Source organism: Bacillus sp. D386 (assembly GCF_006346415.1).
Genome location: NZ_VEMV01000002.1, coordinates 537,298 through 550,728, shown reverse-complemented (window position 1 = coordinate 550,728; position 13,431 = coordinate 537,298). Strand labels below are relative to the sequence as shown.

The window sequence follows — 13,431 nt, the reverse complement described above, 5'->3', positions numbered from 1 at the left end:
TTTCTTAAAATAAATGCAAGGAGAGGATTTTTATGAAACAGGTAGTTAATCACAAACTGAAAGCTCAAGAAGTCGAGAAACATAGAAAAGTAGTTCTCCGGATGGAACTGGATTATGAATTGGCTACCTTATATGAAGCTATTCAGCAGGATGATGAAAAACAAAAAAATTGTTCAAAACAAAAACTTGAAAGAATAAGAAAAGAACTTCTGCGCTTAAAAGCACTTTAATAGTGGATATTATTATATGATTTTTTGATTGATTAAGACGAACTGCATGTTCTCGTTCATGATGTTCGTCTTTTCTTGTTATTTAATGTCATTCGAATTAAACTGGAATTAATATACATACTATAGAAAAGATTTTAATTGAGGTGGGAAAAATGGCGGAATGGTCCAACATTCACGAGATGGCGGTTCAATGGATTAAAGAAGCAGGGGTAAAGATTATTAACTCATTTGAATCAATTTTAGATATTAACACAAAATCAAATGTAAATGATTTAGTCACTAATATGGATATGGAAATAGAGCAATTCTTTAAAGAAAAAATATCTGAACAATTTCCTACTCATCATATTCTCGGTGAAGAAGGTTCTGGCCATGATTTGCAGTCACTGGATGGAGTAGTTTGGATTATCGATCCTATAGACGGAACAATGAATTTTGTGCACCAGCAAAGAAATTTTGCGATATCAATAGGTATAATAGAAAATGGTATTGGAAAGATTGGGCTAATATATGATGTTGTCCATGATGAACTGTATCACTGTATAAAGGGAAAAGGAGCTTTTCTCAATGATAGCGAGATTCCTAAGATAAAGGAAGTTCCACTTCCCGAATCTATTATAGGTTTAAATCCAATTTGGCTGACGGACAATAAAAAAATTGATAAGAATCTGACGGGCAGACTTGTCAAAGATATAAGAGGGACCAGGTCCTATGGATCTGCTGCCCTTGAAATTGCCTATGTTGCTACTGGGAGAATGAACGCTTATATATCGATGAGATTGGCGCCATGGGATTTTGCGGGGGGAGCCGTGATTATTGAAGAATTGGGTGGAAAAGTGACTGATCTGCAAGGTAACCCGATTCATTATCTAAAGAAGAGCTCATTCCTAGTGTCATCGCCAGCTTTACATGGAGTGATTCTTGAGCAGTATTTATCATCCTGATGGCTATAAAAGAGAAAAAGCATCAGTACTGATGCTTTTTTATTGCTTAAAATATGATATTGCGGTAAAATTATTTAGTTAAAAGAATAGTCTAAAGTTTTTCTCTCCAACGCTTTTTTAGTGTAAAGCCGCTTCCCATAATGCCGATAAAAGCTAACAGGCATAGGACAATGGCCACTACACTTCCTTCAGCGATGGATATAGCAATTCCGCATAAGCTTGTCACAGCGAGAACTGCTAGCAGCATAAATATAAAGTTAATATTCATATGTAATCACCCCAATCTTCATATTCATTGTACACAATACGATAGCAGCTTTCTAGTTTCAGTATGTTATAATGACAAGGTTGGTTTCGATAAGCATAAAATCTGGGAGTTGAAATAGTTTGCAATACAGAAATGACGTCAAAAATATAGCGATTATCGCTCACGTTGACCATGGTAAAACAACTTTGGTCGACCAATTGTTAAAACAAGCAGGTACATTCCGTTCTAATGAACAAGTTGCTGAAAGAGCAATGGATTCCAATGATCTTGAAAGAGAGCGCGGTATTACAATTTTAGCGAAAAATACTGCCGTTAACTATAAAGATACACGTATTAACATATTGGATACACCGGGACACGCAGACTTCGGCGGAGAAGTAGAACGTATCATGAAAATGGTAGACGGTGTTCTCTTAATCGTTGATGCGTATGAGGGTTGTATGCCGCAAACCCGTTTTGTACTAAAAAAAGCATTAGAACAAAAACTTACGCCAATCGTTGTTGTTAACAAAATTGACCGTGACTTTGCTCGCCCTGAGGAAGTAATTGATGAAGTTATTGATTTGTTTATTGAATTGGGTGCTACTGAAGAACAATTGGAATTCCCAGTTGTTTATGCATCAGCAATTAACGGTACCGCTTCTTTAAGCCCTGATGTGGCTGATCAAGAAGAAAATATGGAGTGTTTATTTGAATCAATCGTAGAAAATATTCCATCACCTGTTGACAATCGTGAAGAACCGCTGCAATTCCAGGTTGCTTTGCTGGATTATAGTGATTATTTAGGAAGAATAGGAATTGGCCGTGTTTTCCGTGGCACAATGAAAGTTGGACAACAAGTATCCTTAATGAAACTTGATGGAACTGCGAAAAATTTCCGTGTAACTAAAATATTCGGCTTCCAAGGATTGAAACGTGTGGAAGTAGAAGAAGCCTTACCGGGTGATTTGATTGCTGTCAGCGGTATGGAAGACATTAACGTTGGGGAAACAGTTTGCCCAGTAGATGTTCAGGAGCCGCTTCCAGTTCTGCGTATAGACGAGCCTACATTACAAATGACATTTGTAGTAAACAACAGTCCATTCGCCGGCAGAGAAGGTAAATGGGTAACATCACGTAAAATCGAGGAGCGTTTAATGAGCCAGCTCCAAACAGATGTAAGTTTACGTGTGGATCCTACTGATTCTCCGGATGCCTGGATTGTTTCCGGACGCGGAGAGTTACACTTATCCATTCTTATCGAAAATATGCGCCGTGAAGGATATGAACTTCAAGTGTCTAAGCCTGAAGTAATCATCCGTGTTATTGATGGTGTTAAATGTGAACCTGTGGAACGCGTACAAGTTGATATTCCTGAGGAATACACAGGTGCAATCATGGAATCATTAGGGGAAAGAAAAGGCGAAATGCTGGATATGGTCAATAACGGAAGCGGACAAGTACGTTTAGTGTTTAACGTTCCTTCCCGTGGATTGATCGGGTATACAACTGAATTCTTAACATTAACTCGTGGTTATGGTATTTTGAACCATACATTCGATTCTTATCAACCTATGCAGGCAGGTCAGGTTGGAGGGAGAAGACAAGGTGTTCTTGTATCCATTGAGACAGGTAAAGCTACTCAATACGGTATCATTCAAATTGAAGACCGCGGCGTTATTTTTGTAGAGCCAGGTACTGAAATTTATGAAGGTATGATTGTTGGGGAACATAATCGTGAAAATGACTTAACTGTCAATATTGTTCGTGCTAAACAACAAACAAACGTTCGTTCCGCTACAAAAGATAATACAGTTACTATGAAAAAACCTAGAATCATGTCACTTGAAGAAGCATTGGAATATTTAAATGATGATGAATACTGCGAAGTAACACCAGAATCAATTCGTTTACGTAAGAAGATTTTGGATAAAAACGAACGTGAAAAAGCAGCTAAGAAAAAGAAATTCGCTGAATAACTTTTACCTTTGGGGAGAGGGAGCGTTTTAAAGTGGATATTACAAATAACCTGCCGTTCTTTGCAGACTTGTATCGAATAGGAGACCCACAATATTCACAAATAGGGGTGTGGGCTCTATATTTGACGATTATAGTACTTTGCGGAATAGTGTATAAACTGGGGTTTGCTAGAAAATTAAGTCTTGGAAAAAGCATAGTAGTCTATGCCATTATGGCCTTTGGATGCAGCTTTTTGACCTTTTTGGCACTATTCTTGCCTGTAGCAGAAGTACTGGTAGTGGCTGCTGCTTTTCTGGGAATTTATAAATATAGACTCCGTAAGGAAATGAAAAACGAGGTAAATGCGGAATAAGGAGTGAGCGAATGAACTCTGTTCAGGATACGATCTATAATTGGTTAACGATAAAAGTTGTCATTGATCATCGACCTGAAGATACCGCAGCAAATGAAACAGTCCTCTGGTTCGAAAATACCTTGCAGGAGAAGTTTGGTATATCAGACTATCACTATAAAAAAAGTGGCGGTTGGTATATCGTCACCTATAAAAATGAAGAGTCTGTAAATGAATTCAGGTTTCCGGAGGATATGATTGAGGTTATGCTCAATCAAATACTCCAGAATCCGGATCATTACCGTAATTATCCATCATAAAAAAACAGAGAAGATGAGTATCTCATTCTTCTCTGTTTTTTTGTTTTTATTTGAAGATTACAGGTAAAACAGCCCGATTTCTTTCAGGTATATGTAGTTTACCACGTGTCCTCTTCTTTAGCCGCCCGATATAATCTGAAATTTCCAGTGCTTTTTCGTGCAATTGTTCGTTCTTCGATACGTTTATTGCATTCCTGACACATATATGTATGAATTGGACGATTTCTAAGTCGTTTAGCCATTAACGTTTCATCATCAATTGATTCGATTTTATCACAGATTACACATTTAACTCGCATTACAGGACACCCCAATCTATTGCATGTAAAGTCATTATACCATATAAGGATTTTCCATACATGGTTATGGAATGGTCTGGTTATTTGAAACGGATAAGATGAATGATTAAAATTTTTTTCAAACTTTAAGAATAAAACAATTTAAAGGAAATGGGTTATTTTCTTCTATTTTTGTATGTAAATACATATATTTGAGCATCAGATTTGTCCAGCTATTAAAAACAAAATTCCATCCGGCTTATTTTGATTAAACGTGAAAAATGCAACTCTTGCTTATTAAATGTTGTATTTCAATAAGTCATCAGCGTGTTGTAAAGCTCTGGATAGGTAATGAAATTATGACACAGGAGGATATATTTTGAGCAAAATTTATGTTCTAGATACGAATGTATTATTGCAGGATCCAATGTCTATTTTTTCATTCCAGGATAACGAGGTCATCATCCCGGCAGTAGTATTGGAGGAACTGGATTCAAAAAAACGAAACTTGGACGAAGTAGGGAAAAACGCCCGCTATGTTTCAAGACTTATTGATCAGCTGCGTACAAAAGGTAAGCTTCATCATAAAATCCCATTGTCGAATGGTGGGGTGTTAAAAATAGAGATGAATCATCGCTCACCCCACAATGTCGCAGAATACTTTGCAGAAAAAACAAATGATAATCGTATATTGGCAATTGCCAAAAATTTATCGCTGGAAGAACAGGCAAAAGAAAATGGGCGGAGCGTAATATTAGTAAGTAAAGATATTCTAATGCGGGTAAAAGCGGATGTACTGGGACTTTTAGCAGAGGATTTTTTGAGTGATCGAGTTATACATGAGGATCAGATGTACGCCGGCTTTATCGAGATATTTGTTTCGCGAGCTGATATAAATGAATTCTATTCCAAGGGAGAGATAGCAGCTCCTGCTGATGTAGCAGAGGGGATTCATTTAAATCAATTTGTCATTATGAAATGCACAGAAATAACTTCGCTTTCTGCTTTAGGAATTATTAGCGGACATGAAAAAAGAATAAAAAAGCTTCGATATAATCAGGAGCATGTTTGGGGTATAAAGCCGCGAAATGTGCAGCAGCATATGGCAATCGAATTATTATTAAGAAGTGATATCCAGTTAGTCACATTAACTGGAAAAGCAGGTACAGGGAAAACACTTTTAGCACTCGCATCAGGTTTGCTTCAAACAGAGGATTTGGGGGAGTATAATAAATTACTGGTAGCAAGGCCAATTGTACCAATGGGGAAAGATTTGGGTTTCCTGCCTGGTGAAAAAGAAGAAAAACTGCGTCCATGGATGCAGCCAATCTATGATAATCTTGAATTTTTATTTAACACAAAAAAGCCAGGTGAATTGGACTCTATTTTAGCTGGTATAAATTCTATTGAGGTGGAGGCCTTAACATATATAAGAGGACGCAGCTTACCGGATAGCTTTATTATCATGGATGAAGCTCAGAACCTTACCAAACATGAAGTGAAAACCATACTGACACGTGTAGGTGAGCGCAGTAAGATTATTTTACTGGGGGATCCTGCTCAAATTGATCATCCTTATTTGGATGAATGGAACAATGGGCTGACATATGTTTTGGAAAAGTTTAAGAATGAAGCCATTGCAGGCCATGTGAATTTAGTGAAGGGGGAACGTTCCGGATTAGCTCAATTAGCGGCAGATTTATTATGAGTGAATCTTCTATCTAATTATCCTAACAGGAATGGGTCAGTGTACTTCCTGCTCCAAATCATTTAGAGTGTTTGTGTATTAGTAGCTTGTAGTTATCAGGGGCCATATAGCGTCTATACGGCTCCTGAACTCTTTATTGAATTGTAAAACCTGTTACGTTTTTAATGGGTGCTTGCCTGTTGGAGCCATTGCCGTGGTAAATATGAATGGGTCCACCCTCATCGGCTTTGATTGGTCGCCCTTTAATAGAAAAGCCAGCAACCAGTTGAAGCGCTTCCTCAAAAGAGAATGTGAAATTAGCATTTTCTGTATGTACAATAACAGCTGCAGAAGTACTTTCAGGTTCAGTGTTCAAGAAAAAAGGCTTTAATACAATCCCGAAACTGTTTTCAGTAAGCTGCTGTTTCTTTGTTTTTATTACAGGTTTACTTGGCGGTGGGGATGCCCCTTCAATGATCTCTTTATCCCATTGTGATGATACCTGTTTTAAATAGGTCTCCTGTTCAGGATTTTCTTTCTGATTGTTTTCTGGATGCCAAGCATCAAGATCGAATTTCCTGTCATCAAATATCCAAGTGCCAGGGTCGAGATATATCGGGAATTTTACATTCCCTTTTATTTGTAGAATATCTTTCATAATTGACTCTCCTTTCCAATTTTAATCTTATAGCTGCTGAATGAGTATGTACAGTAATTCGCTGCACGAAGGTTATCTTTTTTTAGAAAAAACTAAACTCCTTGACATTACCTTTTCTTGCAATTTTACGATTTTAAGGGTAGAATTTTATAATAGATTGGTTCATTGGGCCATAATGGGGGGTTGCACATTGACATCTGATATCCTTGTCAATCATCAAGAAAAGGCCTACGCATTGTTAAAGGCTGACGCTGATAAAATATTTAAACTAATAAAGGTGCAAATGGACAATTTGACTATGCCTCAGTGTCCGTTATATGAAGAAGTTTTAGATACCCAAATGTTTGGTCTCTCCAGAGAAATTGACTTTGCCGTTCGATTAGGATTAATAGAAGAGAAAGACGGTAAAGAGCTATTGGGATTCCTTGAACAAGAACTTTCTGCTCTTCATGATGCTTCCTTAAGAAAATAAGTAGCAGTCGAAACTCAAACGATGCCGATGTTGTTTGAGTTTTTTTGTTTTTCTTTATATAATTTTTAAACAAGCATATTTTTTAAAATGAAATTTATTCAAGGAGACCTATATGATAAAACGTATTTTAAAATCGTATGATTTTACCCTCATCGCTGTCATTATCGCTATAAGTATTTTTGGTCTTGTAATGGTCTATAGCGCCAGTATGGTAACGGCTGTGTCAAGATTTGGACTTCCGAGCGATTTTTTCTACATAAAACAATTTAGGCATTTAATCATCGGGTTTATCCTGTTTTTCATTGTAGCTGCTATACCTTATCCGGTTTTTAAAAATAAAAAGTTTTTGGTGATCATCGTACTAGGCTCGATTATCTCTCTCGTTGCTTTAAATTTTATTGGCCACACCGCCGGAAATGCGGAGAGCTGGTTTAAGCTTGGAGCGCTAGGGAGTTTGCAGCCATCAGAGTTTATTAAGTTAGGTATGATTATATACTTATCCGCAGTCTATTCGAATAAACAAAAATATATCAATGTCTTTAATAAGGGTGTAGTACCACCACTATTATTCTTGTTAGTTATCTGTTTATTGATCGTTTTGCAGCCGGATATCGGGACGGCATTCATTCTTTTTATGAGTTCTTGTACTATTATCTTATGCTCTGGTATGAATTTTAAGAGTTTAGGTAAACTGCTATCGATTTTGTTCGGAGCTATCCTTGTTGCGACACCAATCATTTTTCTTTTTAAAGACAAGATCTTTACTCCAAAAAGGCTTGAACGTTTCGTAGGATTTTTAGACCCGTTTTCCAGTGAGAAGTATGAAGGATATCAGTTGGTCAATTCTTATGTGGCAATTGGCAATGGTGGCATTACCGGTGTGGGATTTGGACAAAGCACGCAGAAATATGGTTATCTGCCTGAACCGCACACTGACTTTATAATGTCTGTGATTTCTGAAGAGTTAGGACTTATTGGGGTAGGATTTGTTATTATATGCTTGGCTACGATTGTATTAAAAGGGATTCATACCGCGATAAAATCGAATGATCCATTTGGGAGTATGCTGGCAGTAGGTATTTCCAGTATGATTGGAATTCAAGCTATGGTTAACTTAGGTGGAGTAGCTGGACTAATACCGATTACTGGGGTTACTTTACCATTTATCAGCTATGGTGGTTCTTCCTTAATTATTCTTTTGATATCTGTCGGATTACTGGTCAATGTCTCTATGATGACGAGATATGATGCAGCCTACAAAAAAGAACCAGTTGAAAAAGGGGAGACACTCCAGGGATAAGCTGGCTTAAAATAATGAGTAAGAATAATCTTCTTACTCATTATTTTTACTAAAAAATTACTATATTGTCATAATTTTCAGGAAGCTGTGAGGTGCTCAGGATGAGAAAAATTAAAAAAGTATTGGCTGCCAACCGTGGAGAAATTGCTATCCGTATTTTTCGAGCTTGCAATGAATTGGATATTAAAACTGTTGCTATTTATTCAAAAGAGGATTACAAATCCTATCATCGATATAAAGCAGACGAAGCCTATTTAGTTGGTGCCGGTAAAAAGCCGATTGATGCCTATCTTGATATTGAAGGAATTATTGAGATTGCTAAGATGAGTGATGTAGATGCTATACATCCTGGATATGGTTTGCTCTCTGAAAATATCGAATTTGCAAAACGATGTGAAGAAGAGGGACTTATTTTTATTGGTCCTAAAACAAATCATCTCGATATGTTTGGAGATAAAGTAAAGGCAAAAGAGCAAGCGAAAATGGCAGGTATTCCTATTATTCCAGGAAGTGAAGGACCAGTTTCTGGTTTGGAAGAAGTTACGAAGTTTGGAGAAATCAATGGTTACCCGATTATTATAAAAGCTTCTCTCGGCGGCGGCGGAAGGGGTATGCGCATTGTTCGTAACCCAGAGGAAGTAGAAGAAGCCTATAACCGGGCAAAATCAGAGGCAAAAGCTGCTTTTGGCAATGATGAAGTTTACGTAGAAAAATTTATTGAGAATCCCAAGCATATTGAAGTTCAAATACTGGGTGATCAAAGCGGAAATATTGTCCATTTGTATGAAAGGGACTGCTCTGTGCAACGCCGTCACCAAAAAGTAGTCGAGGTAGCTCCATGTGTGTCACTTACCGATTCCTTACGAGAAAGGATATGTGACGCTGCAGTTCAATTAATGAAGAATGTAGAATATGTAAATGCGGGTACGGTAGAATTCCTTGTTTCTGGAGATGAATTTTTCTTTATCGAGGTAAACCCTCGTGTCCAGGTTGAGCATACAATCACTGAGATGATTACGGGCATTGATATTGTTCAATCTCAAATCAAGATTGCTGAGGGACACAGTTTACACGGTACTTCATTAAACATACCTAAACAAGACAATATACATATCAATGGGTATGCCATTCAGGCAAGGGTGACGACGGAAGATCCCTTAAATAATTTTATGCCGGATACAGGCCGAATTGCAGCTTATCGTTCTAGCGGCGGTTTTGGTGTTCGTCTGGATGCTGGAAATGCTTTTCATGGATCGGTTATTACACCATATTATGATTCCTTGCTTGTTAAAGTATCCACTCATGCTACCAGATTCGATCAGGCAGCTATAAAAATGCTGCGTAATTTAAGAGAATTCCGTGTCAGAGGAATTAAAACAAATATTCCTTTCCTTGAAAATGTGGTAAAGCATAAAAAATTTATTGCAGGAGAATACGATACATCATTCATCGATACAACACCTGAGCTTTTTGTTTTCTCTAACCGACAAGATCGTGGAACCAAAATGCTGAATTATATCGCTAATGTGACTGTCAATGGTTTTCCGGGCATAGGTGTTAAGGAGAAACCGGTTTTCGAAAAACCAAAAGTTCCCCAAACTCACGATTACTTAGCATCTCAGACAGGTACCAAGCAATTATTAGATAAACTGGGACCAGAGGGGCTGGCTCAATGGGTTAAAGAACAAAAAAATGTGTTAATCACAGATACTACATTCAGGGATGCACACCAATCACTTTTAGCTACCAGAGTGAGAACGAAGGATTTACAAGAGATTGCTGCACCAACCTCAAAGCTTATGCCGAATCTGTTTTCACTTGAAATGTGGGGCGGGGCAACATTTGATGTAGCCTACCGGTTCTTAAAGGAAGATCCATGGGAAAGATTATTATTACTTAGACAGGAAATCCCTAATGTATTATTCCAGATGCTCCTGCGCTCATCTAATGCAGTTGGCTATAAGAATTATCCTGATAATGTTATCCGGGAATTTGTTGAAAAATCTGCCTATGCGGGAATAGACGTATTCCGAATTTTTGATAGCCTTAACTGGGTTAAGGGAATGGAGAAGACAATTGATTATGTTCGCCAATCAGGAAAAATTGCCGAGGCAGCGATTTGCTATACAGGTGATATACTCGACCTAAGCAGGCAAAAATATGATGTGCAATACTATAGAAATCTTGCTAAAGAGCTAGAGGCACAGGGAGCACATCTATTAGCTATTAAAGATATGGCAGGCTTATTGAAGCCGGAAGCAGCCTACCGCCTGATTTCAGAGTTAAAAGATGCAGTTGACATACCGATCCAGCTTCATACACATGATACGAGCGGGAATGGTATCTATCAGTACGCACGAGCGATTGATGCCGGTGTGGATATCGTTGATACGGCACTTGGATCAATGGCTGGACTTACCTCACAGCCAAGCTTAAATTCTCTTTATTATGCATTGGAGGGTCATGAGAGGCAGCCGCAATTCGATATTAAGCCAGTCGAAAAGTTATCAGAGTATTGGGAAGGGGTCAGAAGTTACTATGCTGATTTTGAAAGTGGAATGAAGTCCCCCCATACAGAAATCTATGTACATGAAATGCCAGGCGGTCAATACTCCAACCTTCAGCAGCAAGCGAAAGCAGTTGGTTTAGGTGAACGCTGGGATGAAGTAAAAGAAATGTATCATCGAGTAAGTATGATGTTTGGTGATATTATCAAAGTAACACCATCGTCCAAGGTAGTAGGCGATATGGCTTTGTTTATGGTACAAAATGATTTGACAGAAAGTAGTGTGTTGGAGAAAGGCCATTTGATCGATTTCCCTGATTCAGTTATTGAATTGTTCAGCGGATATTTAGGACAGCCATATGGCGGTTTCCCTGAAGAACTTCAAAAGGTAATTCTAAAAAATAGATCTCCTATTACAGTTCGCCCAGGTGAGTTGCTTGAGGACGTGGATTTTGTGAAGATAAAGGAAGAGTTGTTTGAGAAAATCAAACGTCCAGTTACGATGTTTGATGCACTCGCTTATGCACTATATCCAAAAGTCTTCCTTGATTATGTGAACTCGAATAGTGAGTATGGCAATATAACAGAGTTAGATACACCAACGTTCCACTATGGACTTTCCATTGGAGAGGAAATAGAAGTGGAAATCGAAAAGGGAAAAACCTTAATTATTAAACTAATTTCAATTAGTGAGCCACGTATAGATGGCACAAGAATGGTTTATTTTGAACTCAATGGACAGGCTCGAGAAGTGGTAGTTAAGGACGAAAGTGTTAAAACTCTTATTCAGTCGAAACCAAAGCAGGACGTTTCCAATCCAAACCATATTGGTGCAACAATGCCTGGAACCGTGATGAAGGTATTAGTGTCTCATGGACAAAAAGTCAAAAAAGGAGACCATTTAATCATAACGGAGGCAATGAAAATGGAAACAACAGTTCAGGCACCATTTGACGGAGTCATCAAAGAGATTTATGTTAATGATGGAGAAGCCATACAGACGGGCGATTTGTTGATTGTGCTTGATAAATAAAACTAAAACACAATAAAAAGGAGCGTGGGTTTTTAACTCACGTTCCTTTTTATGTATTGGATTATTTCCCTAGTTTGTATAATGTGATGCAAAAGGATGATTTTATACATTCTAATCAGCTTGTTTTCCTAACAGACGGATTCGAGGCTTCTGCAGCTTTGCTTTTCCGTGATCTCGTTACAAGAAGGATAAAATAGGAAAAAACTCCAAATAAACAAGAAATCAATATGGCGTGTAAGAGGGCTACATACAAGTTTAAACGGGTATAAATGATAAAAGCACCTGCTATAACCTGTAAACTGACAAGAATAAGGGAGAGCGTCCATCCCCAGTATAAAACTTTTATATGGCGATAATTGCGCCAAGTATAGACGAAAATATATAAAATCCAGATAAAGATGAGGCCTGCAGCAGCGCGATGCCCCATTTGAATAAACTGATACATATTATGAGGGACTATAGTACCATCATTAAAACAAAGGGGCCACTCAGGACAGACGAGACTTGCTTCTGCGTGACGTACCAGCGCACCGGTATAGATAACAATATAGGAATAAATAAATAGAGCGATAATGTGAATGGACATTTTCCTCGGGATTATCAGCTTTTCCGCATCGAACTTTTTATCAACTTCAAAAATCAGTAGAGTTAAAAGTAGAACGGCGGCAAAAGAGATGAGTGATATCCCAAAATGCAAAGCCAGCACGAAATCAGAATGACTCCAAACGACGGCGGCAGCTCCCAGCAATGCTTGAATGATTAGAAATGCAATAGATAGGAGAGCAAGAAATTTGGTTTCTCTAATATGTCCAATGGCTTTCCATGACCAGATCGCTAATCCAACTACCATGAAGGATCCAAGGCCGGTAAAAAGACGGTGTGCGAATTCAATTAGTAGTGCGGGCGTGATATCCGTGGGAATCAATTCTCCGTTGCAAAGCGGCCAGGAGCGTCCACATCCTAAACCAGAATCTGTTTTTGTGACGAGCGCACCGCCGATTAAGATTACAAGCATGACAAAGGATGTCATAACGGCAAACCATTTCAAAGATTTTTGCATGTAAATCTAACACCTGCTTTGTTTTTATAAAATAGTAAGCTTAAACATTTGTTTCCTAATAACTGGAACCGTATAATGAGGTAAATATTACAAAGTTTGATAATCATTACTAACATATCATAAATAATTTTTACAATAATTACAAAGAAAAGTTTCTAAATAGTCAAAGAAATTATTTATTTAGTGATAATTGAAAATTCATGTAATTGTTTATAGTTGAAACTTAAAGAAGAGTTTGTTAGAAATAGAGAGGGGATTTAATTGGTTAAATAAGGTTTTCATACTTTCAATGTTACAAAAATATATTTACAGGATAAAATTACCACTATATAATGATTAGGTCACACTTATGACAAAAAATGGACAAATTATTTTCACAATAGAA

General features: G+C 37.7%; 13 protein-coding genes. 9 read left to right on the top strand and 4 right to left on the bottom strand.

All coding sequences use genetic code 11. The annotated features are described in order from the left end of the window. Nucleotides 1-32 precede the first annotated feature (32 nt). Both FHY45_RS07665 and FHY45_RS07660 read left to right on the top strand, forming a co-directional pair. Entirely contained in the window at nt 33-230 is a 198-nt protein-coding gene (locus FHY45_RS07665; protein ID WP_066100827.1) for a hypothetical protein, read from the top strand. A 152-nt stretch (nt 231-382) separates the two neighbouring features. Beyond that, on the top strand, nt 383-1,174 hold the full coding sequence (locus FHY45_RS07660; RefSeq protein ID WP_066100824.1) for an inositol monophosphatase family protein: 792 nt from the start codon (nt 383-385) through the stop codon (nt 1,172-1,174). A 91-nt stretch (nt 1,175-1,265) separates the two neighbouring features. Here the strand turns inward: FHY45_RS07660 and FHY45_RS20480 are convergent, their stop codons facing one another. After that, entirely contained in the window at nt 1,266-1,442 is a 177-nt protein-coding gene (locus tag FHY45_RS20480; RefSeq protein WP_175354216.1) for a DUF5325 family protein, read from the bottom strand. A 119-nt stretch (nt 1,443-1,561) separates the two neighbouring features. Here FHY45_RS20480 and typA point away from each other — a divergent pair, with 119 nt between their 5' ends. Genes typA through FHY45_RS07645 form a run of 3 tightly spaced genes read left to right on the top strand, consistent with a single transcriptional unit; the run spans nt 1,562 to nt 4,052 of the window. Then, nucleotides 1,562-3,400: a translational GTPase TypA gene (typA, locus tag FHY45_RS07655; protein WP_066100821.1), complete on the top strand. Its 1,839-nt coding sequence runs from the start codon at nt 1,562-1,564 to the stop codon at nt 3,398-3,400. Nucleotides 3,401-3,432: 32 nt separating this feature from the next. Beyond that, the gene (locus FHY45_RS07650; RefSeq protein ID WP_139891311.1) at nt 3,433-3,753 is read left to right on the top strand and encodes a YlaH-like family protein; all 321 of its coding nucleotides are present in this window, start codon (nt 3,433-3,435) and stop codon (nt 3,751-3,753) included. Nucleotides 3,754-3,764: 11 nt separating this feature from the next. Beyond that, the gene (locus FHY45_RS07645) at nt 3,765-4,052 is read left to right on the top strand and encodes a hypothetical protein (RefSeq protein WP_139891310.1); all 288 of its coding nucleotides are present in this window, start codon (nt 3,765-3,767) and stop codon (nt 4,050-4,052) included. Between the two features lie 98 nt (nt 4,053-4,150). On the opposite strand, the gene FHY45_RS07640 is transcribed toward FHY45_RS07645, so the two are convergent. Beyond that, a complete protein-coding gene (locus FHY45_RS07640) occupies nt 4,151-4,351 on the bottom strand; it encodes a YlaI family protein (protein ID WP_066100812.1) in 201 nt (66 codons plus the stop codon). Nucleotides 4,352-4,706: 355 nt separating this feature from the next. On the opposite strand from FHY45_RS07640, the gene FHY45_RS07635 reads away from it, so the two are divergent. Continuing rightward, complete coding sequence (locus FHY45_RS07635) at nt 4,707-6,038, top strand: PhoH family protein (protein WP_175354235.1); 1,332 nt, start codon at nt 4,707-4,709, stop codon at nt 6,036-6,038. A gap of 133 nt (nt 6,039-6,171) precedes the next feature. Here the strand turns inward: FHY45_RS07635 and FHY45_RS07630 are convergent, their stop codons facing one another. Further along, entirely contained in the window at nt 6,172-6,675 is a 504-nt protein-coding gene (locus tag FHY45_RS07630) for a peptidyl-prolyl cis-trans isomerase (RefSeq protein ID WP_139891309.1), read from the bottom strand. 175 nt (nt 6,676-6,850) lie between these two features. Between FHY45_RS07630 and FHY45_RS07625 the strand changes: the two genes are divergently transcribed. The 3 genes from FHY45_RS07625 to pyc all read left to right on the top strand — a co-directional run bounded on the left by FHY45_RS07625 (nt 6,851) and on the right by pyc (nt 11,986). Then, nucleotides 6,851-7,147: an Fpa/YlaN family protein gene (locus FHY45_RS07625; RefSeq protein ID WP_373925453.1), complete on the top strand. Its 297-nt coding sequence runs from the start codon at nt 6,851-6,853 to the stop codon at nt 7,145-7,147. Between the two features lie 112 nt (nt 7,148-7,259). Further along, nucleotides 7,260-8,447, top strand: coding sequence for an FtsW/RodA/SpoVE family cell cycle protein (locus FHY45_RS07620; RefSeq protein ID WP_066100800.1), 1,188 nt, complete (start codon nt 7,260-7,262; stop codon nt 8,445-8,447). A gap of 101 nt (nt 8,448-8,548) precedes the next feature. Beyond that, entirely contained in the window at nt 8,549-11,986 is a 3,438-nt protein-coding gene (gene pyc, locus FHY45_RS07615; protein WP_066100794.1) for a pyruvate carboxylase, read from the top strand. A 115-nt stretch (nt 11,987-12,101) separates the two neighbouring features. Here pyc and FHY45_RS07610 read toward each other — a convergent pair whose 3' ends face one another. Next, complete coding sequence (locus FHY45_RS07610) at nt 12,102-13,046, bottom strand: COX15/CtaA family protein (protein WP_066100791.1); 945 nt, start codon at nt 13,044-13,046, stop codon at nt 12,102-12,104. Nucleotides 13,047-13,431: the final 385 nt, after the last annotated feature.